Annotated in this window: 22 protein-coding genes and 1 tRNA gene; 15 read left to right on the forward strand and 8 right to left on the reverse strand. The window is 66.7% G+C overall.

All coding sequences use genetic code 11. The annotated features are described in order from the left end of the window. The first annotated feature begins 134 nt into the window (after positions 1-134). Positions 135-211 (forward strand) — tRNA-Pro (locus P5F91_RS13725). 58 nt (positions 212-269) lie between these two features. On the opposite strand, the gene P5F91_RS13730 is transcribed toward P5F91_RS13725, so the two are convergent. After that, positions 270-602 carry a hypothetical protein gene (locus P5F91_RS13730; RefSeq protein ID WP_246134255.1) on the reverse strand — a complete coding sequence of 111 codons (333 nt, stop codon included), beginning with the start codon at positions 600-602 and terminating at the stop codon, positions 270-272. Positions 603-817: 215 nt separating this feature from the next. Here P5F91_RS13730 and cutA point away from each other — a divergent pair, with 215 nt between their 5' ends. Continuing rightward, complete coding sequence (gene cutA, locus P5F91_RS13735) at positions 818-1,150, forward strand: divalent-cation tolerance protein CutA (protein WP_186454601.1); 333 nt, start codon at positions 818-820, stop codon at positions 1,148-1,150. A 2-nt stretch (positions 1,151-1,152) separates the two neighbouring features. Here cutA and P5F91_RS13740 read toward each other — a convergent pair whose 3' ends face one another. Further along, entirely contained in the window at positions 1,153-1,611 is a 459-nt protein-coding gene (locus tag P5F91_RS13740) for a CoA-binding protein (protein ID WP_145609412.1), read from the reverse strand. A gap of 104 nt (positions 1,612-1,715) precedes the next feature. Between P5F91_RS13740 and P5F91_RS13745 the strand changes: the two genes are divergently transcribed. The 7 genes from P5F91_RS13745 (at position 1,716) to P5F91_RS13775 (ending at position 6,975) form a co-directional block, all read left to right on the forward strand. Beyond that, the gene (locus P5F91_RS13745) at positions 1,716-2,213 is read left to right on the forward strand and encodes a PaaI family thioesterase (RefSeq protein ID WP_145609411.1); all 498 of its coding nucleotides are present in this window, start codon (positions 1,716-1,718) and stop codon (positions 2,211-2,213) included. A 285-nt stretch (positions 2,214-2,498) separates the two neighbouring features. Further along, positions 2,499-2,960 (forward strand): 50S ribosomal protein L13, encoded by a 462-nt coding sequence (rplM, locus tag P5F91_RS13750; protein ID WP_004273148.1) that lies wholly within the window; start codon positions 2,499-2,501, stop codon positions 2,958-2,960. Positions 2,961-2,963: 3 nt separating this feature from the next. Beyond that, complete coding sequence (gene rpsI, locus P5F91_RS13755) at positions 2,964-3,446, forward strand: 30S ribosomal protein S9 (protein ID WP_050898408.1); 483 nt, start codon at positions 2,964-2,966, stop codon at positions 3,444-3,446. 226 nt (positions 3,447-3,672) lie between these two features. Beyond that, entirely contained in the window at positions 3,673-4,287 is a 615-nt protein-coding gene (locus P5F91_RS13760; protein ID WP_145609410.1) for a hypothetical protein, read from the forward strand. 133 nt (positions 4,288-4,420) lie between these two features. After that, on the forward strand, positions 4,421-5,188 hold the full coding sequence (locus P5F91_RS13765) for a Crp/Fnr family transcriptional regulator (protein WP_145609409.1): 768 nt from the start codon (positions 4,421-4,423) through the stop codon (positions 5,186-5,188). Between the two features lie 156 nt (positions 5,189-5,344). Continuing rightward, positions 5,345-5,761 carry an alternative ribosome rescue aminoacyl-tRNA hydrolase ArfB gene (gene arfB / locus P5F91_RS13770; RefSeq protein WP_040849022.1) on the forward strand — a complete coding sequence of 139 codons (417 nt, stop codon included), beginning with the start codon at positions 5,345-5,347 and terminating at the stop codon, positions 5,759-5,761. 8 nt (positions 5,762-5,769) lie between these two features. After that, positions 5,770-6,975 (forward strand): BaiN/RdsA family NAD(P)/FAD-dependent oxidoreductase, encoded by a 1,206-nt coding sequence (locus P5F91_RS13775; protein WP_277907413.1) that lies wholly within the window; start codon positions 5,770-5,772, stop codon positions 6,973-6,975. A 57-nt stretch (positions 6,976-7,032) separates the two neighbouring features. Here P5F91_RS13775 and P5F91_RS13780 read toward each other — a convergent pair whose 3' ends face one another. The 3 genes from P5F91_RS13780 to P5F91_RS13790 all read right to left on the reverse strand — a co-directional run bounded on the left by P5F91_RS13780 (position 7,033) and on the right by P5F91_RS13790 (position 9,813). Continuing rightward, positions 7,033-7,941 carry a sterol desaturase family protein gene (locus tag P5F91_RS13780; RefSeq protein WP_277907414.1) on the reverse strand — a complete coding sequence of 303 codons (909 nt, stop codon included), beginning with the start codon at positions 7,939-7,941 and terminating at the stop codon, positions 7,033-7,035. Between the two features lie 185 nt (positions 7,942-8,126). Further along, positions 8,127-9,125 (reverse strand): SAM-dependent methyltransferase, encoded by a 999-nt coding sequence (locus P5F91_RS13785; protein ID WP_277907415.1) that lies wholly within the window; start codon positions 9,123-9,125, stop codon positions 8,127-8,129. 37 nt (positions 9,126-9,162) lie between these two features. Beyond that, on the reverse strand, positions 9,163-9,813 hold the full coding sequence (locus P5F91_RS13790) for a LuxR C-terminal-related transcriptional regulator (RefSeq protein ID WP_145609404.1): 651 nt from the start codon (positions 9,811-9,813) through the stop codon (positions 9,163-9,165). Positions 9,814-10,348: 535 nt separating this feature from the next. Here P5F91_RS13790 and galU point away from each other — a divergent pair. The 3 genes from galU to pgmG all read left to right on the forward strand — a co-directional run bounded on the left by galU (position 10,349) and on the right by pgmG (position 14,223). Next, positions 10,349-11,218 carry a UTP--glucose-1-phosphate uridylyltransferase GalU gene (galU, locus tag P5F91_RS13795; RefSeq protein WP_145609403.1) on the forward strand — a complete coding sequence of 290 codons (870 nt, stop codon included), beginning with the start codon at positions 10,349-10,351 and terminating at the stop codon, positions 11,216-11,218. A 263-nt stretch (positions 11,219-11,481) separates the two neighbouring features. Next, the gene (locus P5F91_RS13800; RefSeq protein ID WP_145609402.1) at positions 11,482-12,801 is read left to right on the forward strand and encodes a UDP-glucose dehydrogenase family protein; all 1,320 of its coding nucleotides are present in this window, start codon (positions 11,482-11,484) and stop codon (positions 12,799-12,801) included. 30 nt (positions 12,802-12,831) lie between these two features. Then, on the forward strand, positions 12,832-14,223 hold the full coding sequence (gene pgmG, locus P5F91_RS13805; protein WP_277907416.1) for a phosphoglucomutase/phosphomannomutase PgmG: 1,392 nt from the start codon (positions 12,832-12,834) through the stop codon (positions 14,221-14,223). 58 nt (positions 14,224-14,281) lie between these two features. Here the strand turns inward: pgmG and P5F91_RS13810 are convergent, their stop codons facing one another. After that, positions 14,282-15,208: a CPBP family intramembrane glutamic endopeptidase gene (locus P5F91_RS13810; RefSeq protein ID WP_277907417.1), complete on the reverse strand. Its 927-nt coding sequence runs from the start codon at positions 15,206-15,208 to the stop codon at positions 14,282-14,284. Between the two features lie 11 nt (positions 15,209-15,219). Beyond that, positions 15,220-16,623 carry a D-alanyl-D-alanine carboxypeptidase family protein gene (locus tag P5F91_RS13815; protein ID WP_277907418.1) on the reverse strand — a complete coding sequence of 468 codons (1,404 nt, stop codon included), beginning with the start codon at positions 16,621-16,623 and terminating at the stop codon, positions 15,220-15,222. Between the two features lie 528 nt (positions 16,624-17,151). Here P5F91_RS13815 and P5F91_RS13820 point away from each other — a divergent pair. From P5F91_RS13820 to clpA, 3 genes are all read left to right on the forward strand, one after another. Further along, on the forward strand, positions 17,152-17,712 hold the full coding sequence (locus P5F91_RS13820; protein ID WP_277907419.1) for a phasin family protein: 561 nt from the start codon (positions 17,152-17,154) through the stop codon (positions 17,710-17,712). Between the two features lie 261 nt (positions 17,713-17,973). Beyond that, positions 17,974-18,318, forward strand: coding sequence for an ATP-dependent Clp protease adapter ClpS (clpS, locus tag P5F91_RS13825; protein WP_040843733.1), 345 nt, complete (start codon positions 17,974-17,976; stop codon positions 18,316-18,318). A gap of 5 nt (positions 18,319-18,323) precedes the next feature. Further along, positions 18,324-20,639 carry an ATP-dependent Clp protease ATP-binding subunit ClpA gene (gene clpA / locus P5F91_RS13830; RefSeq protein ID WP_277907420.1) on the forward strand — a complete coding sequence of 772 codons (2,316 nt, stop codon included), beginning with the start codon at positions 18,324-18,326 and terminating at the stop codon, positions 20,637-20,639. Between the two features lie 123 nt (positions 20,640-20,762). Here clpA and P5F91_RS13835 read toward each other — a convergent pair whose 3' ends face one another. Continuing rightward, entirely contained in the window at positions 20,763-21,182 is a 420-nt protein-coding gene (locus P5F91_RS13835; RefSeq protein WP_145609396.1) for a response regulator, read from the reverse strand. Positions 21,183-21,246: the final 64 nt, after the last annotated feature.

A 21,246-nucleotide genomic window follows, 5' to 3' on the forward strand; every position in this document is an offset into this window, starting at 1 on the left:
AGTGTTGATTTACAAATATAAAATAAGAAAATTCATTTTTTTGACGTTTAGGCGTCCAACGCCGTTGCATCTGGTGAATCTCGTGGCTATAGTCCGCGCCCGAACCGCAGCCCACTGCGGTTCACTCGAGAGGTCGGAGCGTAGCGCAGCCTGGTAGCGCATCAGACTGGGGGTCTGGGGGTCGCAGGTTCGAATCCTGTCGCTCCGACCATCTCTCGATACCATGAAGACGGCGCCGGTCCCGTGAAGGACCAGGCGCCGTTTCCATTTCAGGCGCTTGTTTCGCCTGTGGCTGGCAGTTCGTCCGCCTTCTTACGCGCCGGTGTTCTGCTGCATACGGCGCGGCCGGCATCCGTCAGGCGGCAGACCAGCCAGTCGGGCTTCAGCGGGTTGCTGAACCAGGGGGTGGCCCAGCCGGCCTCCAGGCAGGCCTTTACCGTGGCGGCGGTCACCTTGCTGCCGTCCGCCCAGAAAAGGGGCAGCTTGCCGCCGGCCTGGTCCAGGCCGCGCCGCAGCCAGCGTTTCTGCACGGGCGTGGGAAGAAGCGGGGGCGGGGCCTCGTGCGTCGGTGTTTCAGGAACAGCTTCCTTGCCGCGCGCCATGCCCAGTCTCCCCCGTCAGTTGGGCGCCATCGTCCACCGGCCCATTCTATGGGCCCATTTGGAATCGCCACGCCCTTTGGGCCATGGCGCGGGGCCTGCCGGTATCTTACGCTGACGGGACCGGGCGTCAAACGGCCCCCTGCGTCAGGTGCTTGCGGCACCGGACCGCTGGCGGCTGCGTCCTGGCGGAATATCTTCGAACCGAGAGGTGGGTGATGGCGGCGTTCCTGGTCTATATGACGGCGGCCTCGAATGAGGAGGCGGAGACCATCGGCCGGGCGCTGGTGGAGGAGCGGCTGGCCGCCTGCGTCAACATCCTGGGGGCCAGCCAGTCCATCTATCGCTGGAAGGATGGGGTGGAAACGGCGGCGGAGGTGGCCTTCATCGCCAAGACGCGCGCCGACCGGTTCGAGGCCCTGACCAAGCGGGTCAAGGCCCTGCACAGCTACGACACGCCGTGCATCGTCGCCCTGCCAGTGGTGTCGGGCAATCCGGGCTTTCTGGAATGGATCGCGGCGTCGGCGGCACCCGACGCCAGCGACGACTAAAGTCAGCCGTCCGCCCGGGGACCGCGATCAGGCCAGCCGCCGGGAAACAGGCGGGGCAGGTCGATCTTGGGGCAGCGGTCCTGGATGACCGTGGCGCCCAGGGCCCGCGCCTGGGCGGCCGATTCCTCATGGCTCACCCCCAGCGGCATCCAGATGTAAGGGATGCCCCGCTGCGCCGCCTCCACCACGAAGGGCGCGATGGCCGGGGCGGCGCGGAAGATCTCGACGAAGTCCACGCCGTCGGGCAAGTCGGCCAGGGTGGCCACCACCGGTTCCCCCAGGATGGTGGTGCCGACGTGGGCCGGGTGCACCGGGATGATCTTGTAGCCGTATTCCTGCTGCATGAAGGCCGGCACATAGTGCGAGGGCTTGGCCGGGTCGGGCGATATGCCCACGATGGCCACCGTCTTGGTTTTCAGGAAGACGTCGCGCAGCACGTCATCGGTGATCTTCTCGCTCATGGCTCATGGGTCCTTATGCGATAGGCAGCCACGGCAGGGTGTGCAGGGCGCCTGGGGACGGGTATACCGGACACCATAAATGGGATGAGGGGAGGGGTTTGGGAATGACGGATGAGATGGACATGGCGGCAGATACGCCGGCGTCCGACACCAAGCCGGACGACAAGCTGGCGGCCATGGGCAAGGCGCCCGTCTTCACGCCGACGGATTTCGACCGCTTGCTGGAAAAGGGATTGCCCCAGGCCCATCGCGCCGGCATCCGGACGAAGGAGATGGGGCACGGCACCATCACCCTGACCATGCCGGTGTCGGAAGACTTCCTGCGGCCGGGCGGCACCGTCTCCGGCCCTACCATGTTCGCACTGGCCGACGTGGCGCTCTATGGCGCGGTGCTCAGCATGGCGGGGCACATCGTGCTGGCCGTCACCAGCAACATGAACATCACCTTCCTGCGCCGCCCGCCGGCCAAGCCGCTGCTGGCCTACGCCCGCATCGTGCGCATGGGCCGGAACTTGGCTTATGGCGAGGTCACTATTCATTCCGAGGGCGAGGACGATCCCGTGGCGCACGCGACGGGCACCTATGCGATTCCGCGGGGCTGAGAGGCGCACCAGGTGGCTCGCCGGGATGGTTCCCTCAATGTCCTGGATTCATTGGGGAAAACGGAAACGGCGCCGTTTCGGCGTCTCTTGAAAACCCAATAGAATCAATGGGTTTGAGTTGTGGGTACTATAATACCGCAGCGGTAAGCATTTGATGGATGGTGTCTTTTTCCCGTTGACACCCGACCGTCACCGACATAAAAACCGCCCACTTCGGTGCCGGTCCCAGGAGCGGTGCCCCTGGGGCCCATTTGGGCCCGGACCTCATTTTGAGTGAGTGCGCGGATGAAAACCTTGTCTCTCAAGCCGTCTGAGATCGAGAAGAAGTGGCTTCTCATCGACGCCGACGGCCTCGTGCTGGGCCGCCTGGCCAGCATCATCTCCATGCGCCTGCGCGGCAAGCACAAGCCGACCTACACCCCCCACATGGATTGCGGTGACAACGTCATCGTCATCAATGCGGAGAAGGTGAAGCTGACCGGCAACAAGCGCAGCGACGAAATCTTCTACTGGCACACCGGTTACGCCGGCGGCATCAAGCAGCGCAGCCTGGGCCAGATCCTGGACGGCAAGTACCCGGAGCGGGTCATCGAGAAGGCCGTCGAGCGCATGATCACCCGCGGTCCGCTGGGCCGTCGCCAGATGGGTAACCTGCGCGTTTACAAGGGTCCGACGCATCCTCACGAAGCGCAGAACCCCGAGGTGCTGGACGTCGGCGCCCTGAATCCCAAGAACAAGGGGGCCTAATCCATGGCTCAGACCATCAACAGCCTGGCCGACCTGAAGCAGGGCGCCGCCGTCGTGACGACCGAGGCCGCCGAGCCGGCTCAGCCGAAGATCGACGCCCAGGGCCGTTCCTACGCCACCGGCAAGCGCAAGGACGCGGTCGCCCGCGTCTGGATTAAGCCGGGCAAGGGCCAGGTCACGGTCAACGGCCGTGACATCACCGTCTACTTCGCCCGCCCCGTGCTGCGCATGATGATCAACCAGCCGTTCCAGATCGTCGGCCGGGTTGAGCAGTACGACGTGGTGTGCACCGTGTCCGGCGGCGGCCTGTCCGGCCAAGCCGGCGCCCTGCGCCACGGCATCTCCAAGGCCCTGACCTACTTCGAGCCGGCCCTGCGCCCGCCGCTGAAGGTCGCCGGCCTGCTGACCCGCGACCCGCGCGTGGTCGAGCGTAAGAAGTACGGTAAGGCCAAGGCCCGCCGGAGCTTCCAGTTCTCCAAGCGCTGATCCCTCAGCCGTCTGGATTACCGAGGAAAGGCGCCTTCCCCCTGGGGAAGGCGCCTTTTCCTTTTGGTGTTCCGCGCATTCGTGCGAGAAGGCTCTACAAAAATGCCACCAAGTGGACCTTGCGCATCAGGTGGGCCCCGGCCCACCGTCGCGGGGTCATGGGTCCATTTTCAGGTCCAGGGAAGGGCAGGCCTGGGGAAGGCCAGGCCCAGGGAAGGATAGACGGATGCCGGATCAGAAGCCGCACGGCCGCGTGCACCGCGCTTTGGGATGGCGGCCCAGCCCGCAAGCCCGCCTGTGGCTGCGGCGGCTGCTGACCCCGCTGGCGGTGATCGCGGCCTTGGCGTACGTGCTGGTCGACGTCTGTTTCTTGCCCCTCGTGCGGCCATTCGCCAACCGCATGGGGCGGTGGTCGCCCTTCCAGGCGCTGGGCCGCTTCATTGATCGCCTGGGGCCGCGGACCACCCTGGTGCTGTTCCTGGTGCCGCTGGTGGTGCTGGAACCGGCGAAGCCGCTGGGCGCCTTCCTGATCGCCCAGGGGAAGACCCGCCTGGGCATCCTGCTGATCGTGGGGGCGGAGGTGCTGAAGCTGCTGACGGTGGAACGCCTGTTCCAGCGCAGCCGGCACAAGCTGCTGACCATCCGGTGGTTCGCGCGAGTGCATGGCTGGATCGTCGGGTGGATAGACCGGCTGACGGCGCTGCCCGCCTGGCGGACCGTCGTGGCCTTGGCCAAGGGGATACGGGCGATCCTGGCGCCGGCGCTGTACGCCGCCTGGCGCCAGGCGGCGCGGTCGGCGGCCTTGGCCCGCGAACGCCGCCGTTATCGGCGCGGCGGATAGGATATTGGAACGTTTCCAAACGGTGCGTATCCAAAAGGCCTAAGGCAAAGGCTCGACTATTGGGGGTCTGCCGTAGGGCATAAGGTGGCCGCCCGCCTGGGGGTCGCCCGACAGGCAAGATGGGGTTGGGTGGATGACTGTGGATGTGACGAAGGGCGGTGCCGTGGGTGGTGCGGCGGCCCGGGGGATCGTGAATGAACTGGCGTCGGTGGCGGCCTTCGCCCGCCTGGCGCCGGACCTTCTGTCCTCCTTGGCGGCAGCATGCCACATCCAGGATCTGGGCGCGGGCGACTTGGCTGTCCGGCAGGGAACTCGCCTCACCGATATCCACATCCTGTTGTCCGGCGCCGTGATGCTGGTCGCCGGCAATGCCGAGGTCGGGCAGCGGCGGGGACCGGAAACCACCTTCCTGCTGCCGGAGGCGCTGACCGGTGCCGCCGCCCCCGTCACCCTGCGTGCGGTGGATGGGGTCCGCCTGCTGGTCCTGCCGCTGGCGGCGTTGCGTGCGCGCCTGGGTGAGGGGGCCGACCTGGCCCTATCGCTGATGGCGGGGCAGGCGGCACGGGAACAGGTTCTGGTGGAAACCGTGGCCGCCTTGCAGGACCTGTCGCTGCCCCAGCGCCTGGCAGCCCATTTGCTGAAGGAACACAACGACCGCCGCGCCGGCGGCCGGCTGGACCTGGACATGGGCGCCCTCGCCGCCGCCCTGGCCGCCACGCCGGAGGATGTGGCCTGGACCTTCACCGACCTGCGCCGCCACGGTGTGGCGCTGGAGGGCACCACGGCTGTGCTCAAGGATTTCGACGCCCTGCGCGCGCTGGCCACCCCGGGCCCGCTGCGCCGCCGCCAGGCGGAAGAATGGCCCGTGGCCATGTGGGACGTGGACGCGCCAATCTCCTGACGGCGCGTGACGGAGGCGACACGGCGCCTCAGCCATACGGGGCCATCGTTAGACAAGGGGGGCGGGGCCGTTTAGGATCGCGAGCCTTCAGTCCCTTGCTTTTCGTTCCGTGCCATGTTGCCACCGTCTTCCCCGCCGCCGTTCCAGGGCCCGACCGTGCTGGTCGCGCCGGGGATACGCCTGGCCGAGACGGAGCTGCAGGAAAGCTTCCTGCGGGCCGGGGGCCCCGGCGGGCAAAACGTGAACAAGGTGGAGACGGCGGTGCAGCTGCGCTTCGACGCGGCCGCCTCGCCCAATCTGCCGCAATGGGTGAAGGACAAGTTGAAGACCCTGGCGGGCCGCCGGTGGACGGGTGACGGCGTCATCGTCATCACCGCCCAGCGCCACCGCACCCAGGAGCGGAACCGTGAGGACGCGCGCGAGCGGCTGTTCGAGCTGATACGCGAGGCCACGGTGCGCCAGGCCGTGCGCCGCGCCACCCGGCCCACCCTGGGCTCGCAGAAGCGGCGGCTGGACGCCAAGGCCACGCGCAGCGGCGTGAAGCGCCTGCGCGGTTCCGTCGATATCGATTAAGAACCCGCATGACCGTTTCCAGCAGCCCCGACGTCATCGTCATCGGCGCCGGCGCCGCCGGCCTGTTCACCGCCATCGCCGCCGGAAAGCGCGGCCGCCGGGTGGTGGTGGTCGACCACGCCCCCGAGGCTGGCGCCAAGATCCTGATCTCCGGTGGCGGACGCTGCAACTTCACCAACGTGGATGCGCAGCCGGCGCGTTACCTGTCGGCCAATCCGCACTTCTGCATCTCGGCGCTGCGCCGCTACACGCCGCGCGACTTCCTGGACCTGGTGGAGCGCCACGGCATCGCCTGGCATGAGAAGAAGCTGGGCCAGCTGTTCTGCGACAACTCCGCCCGGGACATCCTGGGCATGCTGCTGGCCGAGGCGGCGGACGCCGGCGTGGAGCTGCGGCTGGACTGCGCGGTACGGGACGTTCAGGGCACGGAAGGCGGCTTCGTGCTGGACACGGCGCGGGGCCAGATGATGGCGCCTAAGCTGGTGGTGGCCACAGGCGGCCTGTCCATTCCCAAGATGGGCGCCACCGACTTCGCCTATCGCCTGGCCAAGCAATTCGGCCTGAAGGTCGTGACCCCGCGGCCCGGCCTGGTGCCCTTCACCTTCACGCCCGAGGACCTGGCGCGGACCCAGGGCCTGTCGGGAGTGGCGCTGGACGCTGTCGTCAAAGCCGGAAAATCCGCGTTCCGCGAAGCCCTGCTGATCACCCATCGCGGCCTGTCCGGTCCCAGCATCCTGCAAGCGTCCAGCTACTGGCAACCGGGGCAGCCCATTACCGTGGACCTCACGCCCGACCTGGACCTGGCCGAGCATCTGAAGGCGGCCAAACGGACGCGGCCCAATGCCGAGCTGAAGACCATCCTGGGCGATGTCCTGCCCCGCCGCTTCGCCGAGCGTCTGTGCGGGGAGGGCGGCGCCAATGGCGGAGAGGTGGAGAGCCGCCCCTTGCGCGACCTGTCGGACAAAGCCCTGGCGGCGGTGGGCGAACAGCTGCGGCGCTGGACCGTGGTGCCGGCCGGTACCGAGGGCTATCGCACGGCGGAGGTAACGGTGGGCGGCGTCGACACCAACGACCTGTCGTCCAAGACGCTGGAGGCCAAGGCCGTGCCCGGCCTGCACTTCGTGGGTGAGGCCGTGGACGTCACCGGCTGGCTGGGCGGCTATAATTTCCAATGGGCCTGGTCCTCCGGCTGGGTCGCCGGCCAGGCTCTTTAGTATCCCCTCAGGTGGCGGGCAGCAGCCTAAGGGCGCATCAGACTGGAGGTCTGAGGGTCAGTCTCCCCCCGCCTCGGCCCGCGCTTCCATTGCCACCGGCGCCTCCAGGATGGGGGCGGCCCTGTGGCGGCGGAAGGGGAAGGCCAGTTGCCCCAGGAAGGTCAGCGGCACGGCATCGGCGGTGCCGATGTCCACCGGCGGGCGCCGGTCCGACGGCAGGTAGCGGGTGCGGAAGATCACGTCCCAGAGAAGCAGATTTTCACCATAGTTGGTGTTGCCCTCGGCCGGGATGCGGCTGTGATGCCAGCGGTGCAGGTCCGGCGTGTTGAACAGCCAGTTCAGGCCGCGGCAATCCATGTCCACGTTGCAGTGGGTGAGGAAGCCGATGTAGGTGGTGATGACCAGCACCCAGACGATGACCTCCTTGGGCGCGCCCACCAGCATGCCCAGCGCCAGGGCGAATCCGCTGCTGAGCAGGCTGTCCACGAAATGGAACCGGCCGGTGTTCACCACCCACAGGCGGGTGACGCTGTGGTGCACGGCGTGATAGGGCCATAGCCACGACACCTCATGGCAGAGGCGGTGGGCCCAATAGAGGCCGAACTCCGCCACCACCAGCCCCAGAACCACCTGGGCGGCCATGGGCCAGTGGGCGGGCCAGATCCCCCCCGCAGCGGCCGGCGCCACCTCATTGGCGCCGATCACGGCGGCGAGGCTGGCCAGGAACTGGCCGATGCCCTTGTTCAGGGCGGTGTGGCTGATGTCCTGGCGCATCTGGCCATCGCTCTTGGCCCACGCCGCCTCGTAGGGCATCACGCGCTCGAGCAGCAGCAGGGCGGCGGCCATGCCGAAATAGGTGACGTTGTAGGTCAGGATGGGATGGCCCAGCGCGTTCCCATAGGCATAACCGGCAATGCACAGGGCCAGCAGCCCCGGCCACGCGATCCAAGAAAACACCCGGCGCATTCGTCACCCATCGCAAGGCGCCCCGATGGTCATCGAGGACGCGGAACGGCGGCGGGGCCTGGCGAAAACCAGCCTCTGGTGTGATCCAGTTTAAGACCGATCCCCCATACGACCAGGACCGCCCCGTCACCGTTTTGCGCTCAGACCGGCCCCCGGCGCAAGGGTCTGCGTCACAGCGGAAACGGCTAATTTGCTGATGTTTCAGGCGCCAAATAAATCCAGGTCAGCTCATGCTTGTTGTGCGACAGATGCAGCAGGCGCGAGCCCGGAATGGCGGCGAAGGCGCGGGCGCTGGCGTGGTCCGTCTCCCCCTGGAACTTCAGGGTGCAGATGAAATTGCGGGCGTGGCCGCCGTCCTTCCACTGATGAACCAGGCGCAGCAATCGTTCCGGATAGCAAATGACGTCGCTGCACAGCCAGTCGACCGGCCCTATCGTGGCCGGATCCAGGCCGAAGGCGCTTTCCCGCCGCACGGTGACGCGGGGCAGGCTGGCGATGCGCGGATCCAGCGGCGCCTTGTCGATGGCGGTGACGTCCGCGCCCAGCGACTGCAGCACCCAGGTCCAGCCGCCGGGGCAGGCGCCTAGGTCCAGGCAGCGATCGCCCGGGCCCGGCAGGCGCCCGGCCAGCGTCAGCGCCTCCCACAGCTTGAGGTAGGCGCGGTTGGGTGGCGTCGCCTTGTCCTCCACGAACGCCACCTCGCCGTTGGCGAAGGCGCTGCTGCATACAGGGCTGGCCAGGATGGTGCCTTCATCCAGCAGCGTCCAGGCGCCCAAGGGAGCGGTGGGGGCGGGGGCGGGGAAGACCAGCGGCTTGGCCGAGACGTGCGGCAGCTGTTCCTGGATCAGCTTGGCCCGGCGATGGTGGCCATGCTCATAGACCGCCCAGTTGCGCTGGATGGCCCGCAGGCTGCGGGCACCGTCCTTGATGGACGCGATCGCGATGCGGCGGGGCTGCAGCCAGGTGTTGATGGACCAAGCGGCCGGCCGGGGCGGCGCCCGGGTGATCACCAGGCGGCCATGCACCGTGGCTGTCGAATCGGCCAGTTCCTCCAGCAAGGGCTCAAGGAAGCCGTCGGCGGCAAGGTAGGCGGCGCCGGGAGCCGGCGACTCGCCGCCGTCAAAAGACGGCGCCCCGGGAGCTGCGCTCGCCGGGGCGTTGGTTCCATCCGGATGACCGGTCATGTCGGTACTTCTAAGGTCGGAAAGCGATGTCCTGCGTTTAGGGCAGAATGTCGGCCGACGCAATAACCGCCTGGGTACGGTTGCGCACGCCCAGGGAGCGCATGACGGCGGTCACGTGGATCTTCACGGTGCCTTCCGACAGGCCCAGCTCATAGGCGATCTGCTTGTTGGACTTGCCCTCGCGCAGACAGCGCAGGACGTCCCGCTGGCGCTGGGTCAGGGAGGGGCTGTTGCCGCCGCCGCCGCCGCCGCTGGCCACGCCGCCACCGCTGCCCGCCGGGGCCGTGCCCTCACCGTGAATGGCGGCCGGAGGCACGTAGATGCCGCCGGAGAACACCAGGTTCAGGGCGCTCAGCATGATCTTCACGCTGGAGGACTTGGGGATGTAGCCGGACGCGCCAGCGTCCAGCGCCGCGCGCACGTCCGCCTGGCTTTCGGAGGCGGAGACGATCACCACCGGCGTGCCGGCCTGGATTTCACAGATTTCCTGGATGCCGGAGAATCCCGGCCAGTTGGGCATTTGCAGGTCCAGAAGGATCAGATCGAATTCCTGCTCGCCCTGCGCGAACTCCAGCGCCTCGTTGAACGTGCCCGCCTCGGTAAAGGTGGCATCGGCGCTGAGTTGGGTCAGCAGCCGGCAAAGGCCTTCGCGGAACAGCAGGTGGTCGTCACCGATCAGGATGTTCATGTCCGACTCTCGTTCAGAGGTAGTAGGGAACCAAGGTTGCCAGCGAACCCAGACGATTATGTTGTTTACGTGCGGTGGGCATGTCTGCGGCGGCTTTAGCTTCTGCGCGGTGGCAAAAACCAGCCGCCGTATGGATGAACAGACCCGGTTCGGGAATATTGGGGCGCCAAACTTTAAGCTAAACTACTACAAATTCCGCCCGGCCCTGTCACGCTGATTTGACTTGGGTTGGTTAATTTAAGCAACGGATTTAGGTGTGATTGAGGCGAAAGTTATCGTTTGGAGGGGCGATTCATCCAACCAACGGGCGCCGACCCCGACCATGGATATAGACACCGGCATAGGCCATCATGGGCTGGAATGGCGCTTTTTCTTGCCACGAAAGCGTCAGAAAGTCTCATCAGCTTGATTGCGTGCCTGGATGTCGATGTGGCAGAAGGGCCGAACGGACGGGACTGTCCGGAATCGGGCGTCCCACCCACCAATTCCAATAATCCCCCGGGTGATCCGGGGCTTGAACTCCAGGGGTCGGTCTATGGTCAAGCGCGTACGCAAAGCGGTGTTTCCGGTTGCTGGTCTGGGCACGCGGTTCCTGCCGGCGACCAAGGCCATACCGAAGGAAATGCTGCCGCTGGCCGACAAGCCGTTGATCCAACACGCGGTGGATGAGGCGAAGGCGGCCGGCATCGAAATGTTCTGCTTCGTCACCAGCCGGGGCAAGACCCCGCTGGAAGACCATTTCGACCTGAACTATGAGTTGAACCAGACGCTCAAGAATCGCGGCAAGCTTGACCTTCTGAAAGTGGTTGAGGACATCCAGATCGACAGCGGCAAGATCGCCTACGTCCGCCAGTCCGAACCGCTGGGCCTGGGCCATGCCGTCTGGTGCGCCCGCGAATTCATCGGTGACGAGCCCTTCGCCGTGCTGCTGCCGGACGAGCAGGTGCTGGGCGACCGCCCCTGCCTGGCGCAGATGATGGACGCCTACGGCCAGGTCGGCGGCAACCTGCTGTCGGTGTTCGAGGTCCCGCGCGAGCAGACCAACAAGTACGGCATCCTGGACATCGGCAAGGACGATGGCCGCCTGGCCGAGGTGAAGGGCCTGGTGGAAAAGCCGGATCCGGCCGCCGCCCCGTCCACCCTGTCCATCCAGGGCCGCTACATCCTGCAGCCGGAGATCTTCCATCACCTGGAACGGTTCGAGACCGGCGCCGGCGGCGAGATCCAGTTGACCGACGCCATGGCCAAGCTGATCGGCACGCAGCCCTTCCACGGCTTCCGCTTCGAGGGCAAGCGCTTCGACTGCGGCGACAAGCTGGGCTTCGTCCTGGCCAACGTGGCCTATGCCCTGGAACGCCCCGACATGGCGGCCAAGGTGCGCGCCGCCCTTAAGGAAATGCTCTGAACATGGGATGGCCCGGGTTAGTCGCCCGGGCCATTGATTCACGGCGGCCCGACAGAAATCCGGGGCCCGTCCCGGGGCTTTAATTCAAATCGGAAAGACCCTAAAAGGTCACATGCGCGACACAGCCATGTCGCCTTAAATAAGGGCGCGGTCCGGCCTAGTCGCCGGCGCCGCCCCTGATCCCGATGCCCCCTGCCTGTGGTGCCCCCACACGGCCTATACTGGGTGCGGGAAACGGGACTACGTGACGATAGGGGATCGGTATGCGCATTGCGGTGATCGGAACAGGCTACGTCGGCTTGGTCTCGGGCGCCTGTTTTTCCGAGTTCGGCGTGACCACGGTCTGCGTCGACAAGGACGCCAGCAAGATCGAGCGTCTGAACCGGGGCGAGATCCCGATCTTCGAGCCGGGGCTGGATGATCTGGTGGCCAAGAACGCCAAGGCGGGCCGCCTCAGCTTCACCACGGATCTGGCCGCCGCCGTCAAGGGTGTGGACGCCGTCTTCATCGCCGTGGGCACGCCGTCGCGCCGGGGCGACGGCCACGCCGACCTGTCCTATGTCTACGCCGCCGCCCAGGAAGTGGCGCTGGCGCTGGATCCCGACCGCTACACGGTCATCGTGACCAAGTCGACGGTGCCGGTGGGCACCGGCCGCGAGGTGGCGCGCATCATCGGGGAGACGCGGTCCGGCCTGGACTTCGACGTCTGCTCCAACCCCGAGTTCCTGCGCGAGGGTGCCGCCATCGCCGACTTCATGCGCCCCGACCGCGTGGTCATCGGCGCCGAATCGGATCGCGCCCGGGCGGTGATGAAGGCCCTGTACCGGCCGCTCTATCTCATCGAGACGCCCATCGTCATGACCAGCCTGGAAACGTCCGAGCTGATCAAGTACGCGGCCAACACCTTCCTCGCCACCAAGATCACCTTCATCAACGAGGTGGCGGATCTGTGCGAGAAGGTGGGCGCCAACGTCCACGACGTGGCCAAGGGCATCGGCCTGGACGGCCGCATCGGCCGCAAATTCCTGCACGCCGGCGCCGGCTATGGCGGCTCGTGCTTCCCAAAGGACACGCTGGCCCTGGCCCGCACGGCGGCCGACGTCGGCTCGCCCCTGCGCATCGTCGAGACGGTCATCGACATCAATGACAAGCGCAAGAAGTCCATGGCCGGCCGTATCGTGGCCGCCGCCAACGGCACCGTGGAGGGCAAGCGCATCGGCATCCTGGGCGTGACCTTCAAGCCCAACACCGACGACATGCGCGACGCGCCGTCGCTGGACATCATCCCGGAACTGCAGCGCCTGGGCGCCACCGTCCAGGCCTACGACCCCGCCGGCATGCAGGAGGCGGAGCATCTGCTGCCGGGGGTGGTGTGGTGCGCCGACGCCTATGCCGCCATCCAGGATGCCGACGTCCTGGCCATCATCACCGAATGGAACGAATTCCGCGCGCTGGATCTGGACCGGGTGCGCCGGTCCATGAAGGCCCCGGTCCTGGTCGACCTACGTAACATCTACAATCCTGACGATATGAGCGCCGCCGGTTTCACCTACACGTCCATCGGCCGTCCGGCGCGTCGATAAGTCAAAGCAGCAAGGGAGCAGGTGCAAGTCATGACCGCTAATCATCGGTTCCACCCCACGGTGCTGCGCGAGTACGACATCCGCGGCGTCATCGGCAAAACCCTGGGCCCGGACGACGCCCGCGCCATCGGCCAAGGCTTCGGCACCCTGGTGGTGCGCGCCGGCGGTACCCGCGTGGCCATCGGCTATGACGGCCGCCTGTCCTCGCCGGAGCTGGAGCAGGCCTGCGTCGAGGGCCTGATGTCCACCGGCCTGGAGGTCATCCGCATCGGCCTGGGCCCCACGCCCATGCTGTACTTCACCGTGCGGCACCTGGAACTGGACGCCGGCGTGATGATCACCGGCTCGCACAACCCGCCGGACTACAACGGCTTCAAGATGATGCTGGGCAAAGGCCCGGTCTATGGCGAGCAGATCCAGGAGATCGGCCGCCTGGTCCACGGCAACGACCTGGCGACGGGCGCCGGCTCCTCCCGCAAGCTGGACGTCAGCGAGGATTACATCAACCGCTTGGCCAAGGATTATGACGGTACCCGCGACCTGACCATCGTGTGGGACGCCGGCAACGGCGCCGTGGGCCATGTCCTGCGCCGCCTGACCGACAAGCTGCCGGGCAAGCACATCCTGCTGTTCGAGGAGGTGGACGGCAATTTCCCCAACCACCACCCCGACCCGACCGTGCCGGAGAACCTCGAAGACCTCATCCACGCCGTCCACACCCACAAGGCGGACATCGGCATCGGCTTCGACGGCGACGGCGACCGCATCGGCGCCGTGGACGAGCATGGCGAGATCGTCTGGGGTGACCAGCTGCTGGCCATCTATGCCGCCGACGTGCTGAAAAGCCACCCGGGCGCCACCATCATCGCCGACGTCAAGTCCAGCCAGACGCTGTACGACGACATCGCCAAGAACGGCGGCAAGCCCCTGATGTGGAAGACCGGCCACAGCCTGTTGAAGGCCAAGATGGCCGAGACGGGCTCCCCCCTGGCCGGTGAGATGAGCGGCCACATCTTCTTCGCCGACAAGTACTACGGCTTCGACGACGCGCCCTACTGCGGCGTGCGCCTGGCCGGCCTGGTCAGCCGCGAAGGCAGCCTGGCCAAGCTGAAGTCGGTGCTGCCGCCCGTGTTCAACACCCCGGAAGTCCGCTTCCAGGTGGACGAGGAACGCAAGTTCAAGGCGGTGGAGGAGATCGTGGCCCGCGCCAAGGCCCTGGCGGGCAAGGGCGTGGAGGTCAACGACATCGACGGCGTCCGCGTGAAGACCGAGGACGGCTGGTGGCTGCTGCGCGCCTCCAACACCCAGGACGTGCTGGTGGCCCGCGCCGAAGCCTTCAGCGAAGCCGGCCTGGAACGCCTGAAGGGCAGCATCCGCGACCAGCTGAGCCAGAGCGGTATCGAGGCGCCGGAAGGGTTCTAATCTCAAGCATGCGCGTTTAGGAAAGGGCTGCGATCCTGGTGGGTCGCGGCCCTTTTGTTTATTTCCGTACCACCCAGCCCCGGCGCACGCCCAGATACCAGTATAGGCCCGCCAGGACGCCCATGGTTGCCAGGACGCCAGCCACGTCCTCGACGCCGGCGGGTTTGTTCTCCGGCGCGCCCACGCCCAGCAGGGAAGGGAAGGGTGGGCCCAGCACGCCCATGACATAGATGGCCATCAGGTTCTGGCCCAGATGGATGCCGATGGCGGCCTCCAACCGGCCGGCCTTGGCGGTGATCGCCGACAGCAGCAGCGAAATGATGAAATAGAGCGCCCGCTGGTCCCACACGGCGTTGCCCCAGGATTGAGTGTGCAGGCCGGCGAACAGCAGGGCGACGGGCAGGGCGGTGCCCCACGCGCTGCCCGTCACGGCGTACAGGCCCTGGCTGATGTAGCCGCGGAACAGCGCCTCCTCCGCCGTGACCTGAAGCACGACCATCCAGCCGGTGGCGGCCGCGAAGGCCAGCACCTGGGGCCAGGGCTGGCCGCCGGGGGCGAAGGGCTCCCCATTCCAGACGTCGAGCAGGCCGCTGGTCACGACGGCCAGCAGCACCAGCCCGCCCCACAGCAGGGCGGAGCGCAGGGCCAGGCCCACATCCAAGCCGGGCAGGGGCGACAGCAGGCTGCGCAGCGGGCGCCCGTGCAACCAGCGCACCGCCAGGGCCAGGGGAAACAACGCGGCGGCGACGCTGCCCAGCATCGTCAACAGTTCGACGACGGCGCGCAGCCCCTCATCATGCTTCATCGTCCGGTCCAGATGGGCCCACTGCGGCACCTTCACCAGCACCACGGCGATGAGGATGGCGCCCAAGACCACGATGATGAGGCCGCCGAGAAAGGCCCACCACGGCTCGCGCCGCTGGCGGGCCAAGGCCAAGACGGATGGGGCGGCGTCACCGCCCGCCACAGAAGAGGCTTGCGACACGGGGGACGGGATCAGCTGGCGCCGGGGGCGATGGTGATGCAGCCCTGGCCCTGGCGACGCAACTGGACACAGGCGGCGCGGGCATTCTTCTCGCTCAGGCCCGCCAGGCGGGCACGGAACAGGGTGGACTTGGCGGATGATACCTCCACCACGTTGGGCACGGCGGCATTCAGCAGGCCCTTGCCCTTCTGCGTGGCGCGCGCGATGGCGGCCTGGGTAGCGGCGCGGTCGTTGTAGGCGCCCACCTGGATGCTCCACCCCGCCGGGATGGTCTTGCCCGTGGCGCCTGTGGCGACCGCTGGCGCCGCCTCGGCCGGTGCTGCCAGCAGCGTGTGGTCGGCGACGCTTTCGGCCGCCTTGCCAACGGCCTTGGCGGCCTTGCCGGCGGCGCTGGCCAGCCGGACACCGGTGCTGGCCTTCGTGGCCTTGGGCGCCGGGGCCTCATCCGCCTCGTCCTCATCGCCCTGGGAAGTGGCGCCGTCTTGGCTGTCAGCCGTATCGGCGCTGGCCATTTGCACGGCGTCGCGGCCGCGCGGGGCGCGGATGGGCGCCTCCGCCGTCAGCACCTCGCCGGGCCTAGTGGCAAATCCCTCATCCAGAAGGTCGGCCATGCGGTTGTCGCGCCACACAGCGCTGCTGCCGCCCATGACCACGGCGATCAGGCGGCGGCCGTCATGCACGGCGGAGCCCACCAGGTTGAAACCAGAGGCGTTGATGAAGCCGGTCTTGATACCGTCCATGCCCGGATAGCGGGACATGAGGTGGTTATGGTTGGCCATGGTCTCACCGTTGTAGGTGAAGCTGGCCGTCTTGAAATAGGCGTACTGCTTGGCGTGATCGTGGATCAGCGCCTGGGCCAGGCGGGCGAGGTCACGGGCCGTGGTGACCTGGCCGGTGTTGGGCAGGCCCGAGGCGTTGCGGAAGGTGGTGCGGCTCATGCCCAGGGCGCGAGCCTTGGCCGTCATCATCTGGGCGAAGCGCGGCTCGCTGCCGCCCAGGTTCTCGCCCACCGTCACCGCCACGTCGTTCGCGGACTTGGTGACCAGCGCCAGGATGGCGTCGCGCACGCGGATGGTGTCGCCCGCGTCCAGGCCCAGCTTGCTGGGCGCCTGGGCGGCCGCGTGGGCAGAGACCTTGAAAGGCGTATCCAAGGTGACGCGGCCGGTGTCCAGCGCGTCGAACAGTAAATACAGCGTCATCATCTTGGTCAGGGACGCCGGATAATTCTGGGTATCGGCACCGGCGGCGTGCAGCACCTGGCCGGTCTCCGCGTCCACGACAATGGCGGCGTACTTGGCGAAAGCGCTCACCGGCGCCAGGGCCCAGCAGGCCAGGAGGGCCAAGGCTGCCCAGCGCAGGCGCCGGGCGGCAAAACCCGGGCGTCGCGCCAGGTTCGAGCGATTCCAATGGGTCACGGTGAACTGCCCCTTCCGCCGATGCCACGTCGTTGGTGACGACAAAAGTAAAGGCACGATGATTCGCTGTCCAGTATTGAAAATACGGTTAAGGGCGAAGGATGCACGGTTTTTGACTGCCGCCTTTACATGACACGCCGCGACTCCGGGTCGCCCGCTACCCCGGGCGGGGAAGAGGTGTTTATTCATATGATATATTGCGCCGCAACATACACCTACCTTCCGGCGCGACAGTGACTAGCCGGTTTGGCCTATGAAGGGCGATTTCACGTTTGAAAGCCACGAATTACACCCGTATGCGGGGCACCAATCCCATGTGACGAAATTTTTGCGGTGCACAAAAACGGGTTGACAAACTCCTTTTCCGGGTCCAGATAAGGCATCGTGCTGCGACGCAACATGACGGTGCCGCGAAATGGGCCGTCCGCCGCAGGCACGCCACCCGGCCGATGCCGGTTTGCCTGACCCGGGTACGGGCCGCATCGGGCGGCCGATGGATCATTAGCGATCATTGGAAGGAGCACTGATATGACCACCGCGAATACTACCGCCCCCACCGCTACCGTTGCGCGCGCCAAGAAGGTCGTCACCGACGCCGCCGTGGACACCGCCGCTGCCACGAAACAGACGGCCGAGACCACTGTGGCCGCTGCGCAGGACACCGTGACCAAGAATTACGAGCAGGCCGTCGCCCTCACCAAGGAGCAGGTCGAAAAGGCCAGCAAGAAGGCCTTCGAGGCGTATGAGGAACTGACCGCCTTCAACAAGGAGACGGTCGACGCGCTGGTCCAGTCCTCCACCGTCCTGGCCAAGGGCCTGGAGAGCCTGTCCAAGTCCTTCGTCGCCTACGCCCAGTCCTCGCTGGAGAGCAGCGTGTCGGCCACCAAGGCTCTGCTGGCCGTGAAGACCCTGCGCGAGGCTGTGGACCTGCAGTCCGAATTCGCCAAGACCAGCTTCGACACCCTGGTCAGCGAGGCCACCAAGACCTCCGAGCTGTCGGTGAAGCTGGCCAACGAGGCCATCGAGCCCATCTCCGCCCGCGTCAACGCGGTCGTGACCAAGTTCGGCAAGCCGCGCCTGGCGGCCTGAGTGACGGCCCGGGCCGCGCCCGTGCGGCCCGGCGACATCGCCGATGCTGACGAACCCGGTGGGCCCGTGCCCGCCGGGTTTTGTTTTGCCTGCTGTGATGGCTGCCGTTGCGGGGCGCACGGTTCGCTTGCGCCCGCGTGATTTCCGTGCGGCAATCGCACCCCAGGCATGAATAAGGTTACCAGGGGTCTTCCAACGGCCCGCCGCGATCTCATATTATTCCTGGGATGACCACCCCGAGAGACACGTACCTGGAAGGCCATGACGGAGTTCGATAGTCAGGGAAATGAGGGCGGCACTGGCGGCGACGGCACCAACACCGGTGTCGTGGTCAAGGCCAAGCCCAAGACCAAGAAGCCCTCCATGTACAAGGTCCTGATGTTGAATGACGACTACACCCCCATGGAGTTCGTCGTTCACATCCTGGAGCGTTTCTTCTCGAAGAATCGGGAGGAAGCGACGCGGATCATGCTGCATGTCCATCGCCGCGGCGTCGGCGTGTGCGGCGTGTTCACCTACGAGGTGGCGGAAACGAAAGTTACCCAGGTGATGGATTTCGCGCGCCAGAACCAGCATCCCCTGCAATGCACCTTGGAGAAGGATTAGTAGGCATGCTCTCGCGTAATCTCGAGCAGACGCTGCACCGGGCCCTAGCTTACGCCAATGAGCGTCGGCACGAGTACGCGACCCTGGAACACCTGCTGCTGGCTCTCACCGAAGACCAGGACGCCCTGGCCGTGCTGCGCGCCTGCGGCGTGACCGTGGAGAAGCTGCGCGTCGAGCTGGGCGAATACCTGGACAATGAGCTCAGCAACCTGATCTCCAGCCGGTCTGAGGACGCCAAGCCCACCGCCGGCTTCCAGCGGGTGCTGCAGCGCGCCGCCATCCACGTCCAGAGCTCGGGCCGGGAGGAGGTGACGGGCGCCAACGTGCTGGTCGCCCTGTTCTCGGAGCGTGAAAGCCATGCCGTCTATTTCCTGCAGGAGCAGGAGATGACGCGATTCGACGCGGTCAACTACATCTCCCACGGCATCGCCAAGTCCCCTGGCCGGTCGGAGACGAAGCGCGTCGCCGGCGCCGAAGAGGAGACGCCCGCCGGCGAGAAGGCGCCCAAGAAGGGCACCGAGGCGCTGGAGGCCTATTGCGTCAACCTCAACAAGAAGGCGCTCAGCGGCAAGATCGATCCCCTGATCGGCCGTGGGCAGGAGGTTGACCGCACCATCCAGATCCTCTGCCGCCGCTCCAAGAACAACCCGCTGTACGTGGGCGACCCGGGCGTGGGCAAGACCGCCATCGCCGAGGGCCTGGCGCGCCGCATCGTCCATGGCGAGGTGCCGGAGGTGCTGCAGAACGCCACCATCTTCGCATTGGACATGGGCGCGCTGCTGGCCGGGACCCGCTATCGCGGCGACTTCGAGGAACGGCTGAAGTCCGTGCTGTCGGAGCTGGAGGCGGTCGAGGGCTCGGTCCTGTTCATCGACGAGATCCACACGGTGATCGGTGCCGGCGCCACCTCGGGCGGCGCCATGGACGCCAGCAACCTGCTGAAGCCGGCCCTGGCCAGCGGCGCCCTGCGCTGCATCGGCTCCACCACCTACAAGGAATACCGCAGCTACTTCGAGAAGGATCGCGCTCTGGTCCGCCGCTTCCAGAAGATCGACGTCAACGAGCCCTCGCTGGACGACGCCGTGAAGATCCTGGAAGGCATCAAGAGCTATTACGAGAAGCACCACAACGTCCGCTACACCCGCGAGGCCATCCGCTCGGCGGTGGAGCTGTCGGCCAAGTACATCGGCGACCGCAAGCTGCCGGACAAGGCCATCGACATCATCGACGAGGTGGGTGCCGCCCAGATGCTGCTGCCGCCGGGCAAGCGCAAGAAGACCATCCAGGTCAAGGATGTGGAGGCGGTGGTCGCCAAGATCGCCCGCATCCCACCGAAGAGCGTCAGCCGCGACGACCGCGAGGTGTTGCTGAACCTGGAGCGCGACCTGAAGACCATGGTGTTCGGCCAGGACAAGGCCATCGACACTCTGGTCAGCGCCATCAAGCTGGCGCGCGCCGGCCTGCGCGATCCGGAAAAGCCCATCGGCAACTACCTGTTCTCCGGCCCCACCGGCGTGGGCAAGACCGAGGTGGCGCGCCAGCTGTCGCGCACCCTGGGTATCGAACTCACCCGCTTCGACATGTCGGAGTATATGGAACGGCACACGGTGAGCCGCCTGATCGGCGCGCCCCCGGGCTATGTCGGCTTCGACCAGGGTGGCCTGCTGACCGACGCCATCGACCAGCATCCGCACTGCGTGCTGCTGCTGGACGAGATCGAGAAGGCGCACCCGGATCTCTACAACATCCTGCTGCAGGTGATGGACCACGGCAAGCTGACCGACCACAACGGCAAGACGGTCGACTTCCGCAACGTCATCCTGATCATGACCACCAACGCCGGTGCCGCCGACCTGGCCAAGCCTGCCTTCGGCTTCGGCCGGGAGCAGCGGCTGGGCGAGGACGAGGAGGCGATCAACCGGCTGTTCACCCCCGAGTTCCGCAACCGCCTGGACGCCATCATCCCGTTCTCCGGCCTGTCGCCGGAGATCATCGGCCGGGTGGTGGACAAGTTCGTCATGGAACTGGAGGCGCAGCTGAGCGATCGCGGCGTCACCATCGAGCTGACAGACGAGGCCCGCGAGTGGCTGTCGAAGAAGGGCTACGACCCCCTGTACGGCGCGCGCCCCCTGGGCCGTACCATCCAGGAGTACATCAAGAAGCCCCTGGCGGAGGAACTGCTGTTCGGCAAGCTGGTGAAGGGCGGCGCCGTCCGCGTCACCGTGAAGGACGACGCCCTGTCCTTCGACTACGTCGCCGGCGGCACCCGCCCGCCGCAGGCGGAAAAGCCGGAAGAGAAGGTGCCGGAACTGGTCAACTGAGCCGGCGTCTCGAACGCGTTGGAAATGGGCGGGCCTCCAGGACATTCCTGGAGGCCCGTGCCGTTTTGGAACGCTGGCGCAGAGGGCAGTGAAGGCGGCAGGACGCGGGCTGGAAAGGGGACCTCAGGACAAAGCGACCAGCCGCTTGATCAGGGCGTCCAGGTCGTTCCAGGCCAGGGGCTTGGCGACGTAGCCCGAGAACAGGCCCGTGGTCAGGTGGTCGATGACATCGGTCTCCGCCGTCATCAGCACCAGGGGCACGGGCCGATCGCGACCGGCAGGGATGGGGCGGCCGTGCAGGTCCCGCGCGGCCTCGGCCCCGCCGACGCCGGGCATGTTGAGATCCAGCAGCACCAGGTCGAAGGGTGTTTCGGCGGCGTCGAACAGGGTGATGGCCTCCGCCCCATCGGCGGCGCCCGTGGCCTGGTACCCCAGGCGGCGCAGAACGGCCAGGATCAACTCCCGATTCACCCGGTTGTCCTCCGCCACCAGGACGCGGAGGCCGGCGGCGGCGTCTCCGGCGCCGGTATTTTGGATACTCATTACGGTTGGCCCCTCGGCTCCTCGCAGTAGGCGCGCCCTGGGGCGCAAGCCTGTGTTGCCGCCA

The sequence above is a fragment of the Nitrospirillum amazonense genome (assembly GCF_029594735.1).
Taxonomy (GTDB): domain Bacteria; phylum Pseudomonadota; class Alphaproteobacteria; order Azospirillales; family Azospirillaceae; genus Nitrospirillum; species Nitrospirillum amazonense.

Coding starts and splice junctions, on each gene's coding strand:
- P5F91_RS13730 (WP_246134255.1), bottom strand. CDS start 602: ATGGCGCGCGGCAAGGAAGCTGTTCCTGAAACACCGACGCACGAGGCC.
- cutA (WP_186454601.1), top strand. CDS start 818: ATGGCGGCGTTCCTGGTCTATATGACGGCGGCCTCGAATGAGGAGGCG.
- P5F91_RS13740 (WP_145609412.1), bottom strand. CDS start 1,611: ATGAGCGAGAAGATCACCGATGACGTGCTGCGCGACGTCTTCCTGAAA.
- P5F91_RS13745 (WP_145609411.1), top strand. CDS start 1,716: ATGACGGATGAGATGGACATGGCGGCAGATACGCCGGCGTCCGACACC.
- rplM (WP_004273148.1), top strand. CDS start 2,499: ATGAAAACCTTGTCTCTCAAGCCGTCTGAGATCGAGAAGAAGTGGCTT.
- rpsI (WP_050898408.1), top strand. CDS start 2,964: ATGGCTCAGACCATCAACAGCCTGGCCGACCTGAAGCAGGGCGCCGCC.
- P5F91_RS13760 (WP_145609410.1), top strand. CDS start 3,673: ATGCCGGATCAGAAGCCGCACGGCCGCGTGCACCGCGCTTTGGGATGG.
- P5F91_RS13765 (WP_145609409.1), top strand. CDS start 4,421: ATGACTGTGGATGTGACGAAGGGCGGTGCCGTGGGTGGTGCGGCGGCC.
- P5F91_RS13775 (WP_277907413.1), top strand. CDS start 5,770: ATGACCGTTTCCAGCAGCCCCGACGTCATCGTCATCGGCGCCGGCGCC.
- P5F91_RS13780 (WP_277907414.1), bottom strand. CDS start 7,941: ATGCGCCGGGTGTTTTCTTGGATCGCGTGGCCGGGGCTGCTGGCCCTG.
- P5F91_RS13785 (WP_277907415.1), bottom strand. CDS start 9,125: ATGACCGGTCATCCGGATGGAACCAACGCCCCGGCGAGCGCAGCTCCC.
- P5F91_RS13790 (WP_145609404.1), bottom strand. CDS start 9,813: ATGAACATCCTGATCGGTGACGACCACCTGCTGTTCCGCGAAGGCCTT.
- galU (WP_145609403.1), top strand. CDS start 10,349: ATGGTCAAGCGCGTACGCAAAGCGGTGTTTCCGGTTGCTGGTCTGGGC.
- P5F91_RS13800 (WP_145609402.1), top strand. CDS start 11,482: ATGCGCATTGCGGTGATCGGAACAGGCTACGTCGGCTTGGTCTCGGGC.
- pgmG (WP_277907416.1), top strand. CDS start 12,832: ATGACCGCTAATCATCGGTTCCACCCCACGGTGCTGCGCGAGTACGAC.
- P5F91_RS13820 (WP_277907419.1), top strand. CDS start 17,152: ATGACCACCGCGAATACTACCGCCCCCACCGCTACCGTTGCGCGCGCC.
- clpS (WP_040843733.1), top strand. CDS start 17,974: ATGACGGAGTTCGATAGTCAGGGAAATGAGGGCGGCACTGGCGGCGAC.
- clpA (WP_277907420.1), top strand. CDS start 18,324: ATGCTCTCGCGTAATCTCGAGCAGACGCTGCACCGGGCCCTAGCTTAC.
- P5F91_RS13835 (WP_145609396.1), bottom strand. CDS start 21,182: ATGAGTATCCAAAATACCGGCGCCGGAGACGCCGCCGCCGGCCTCCGC.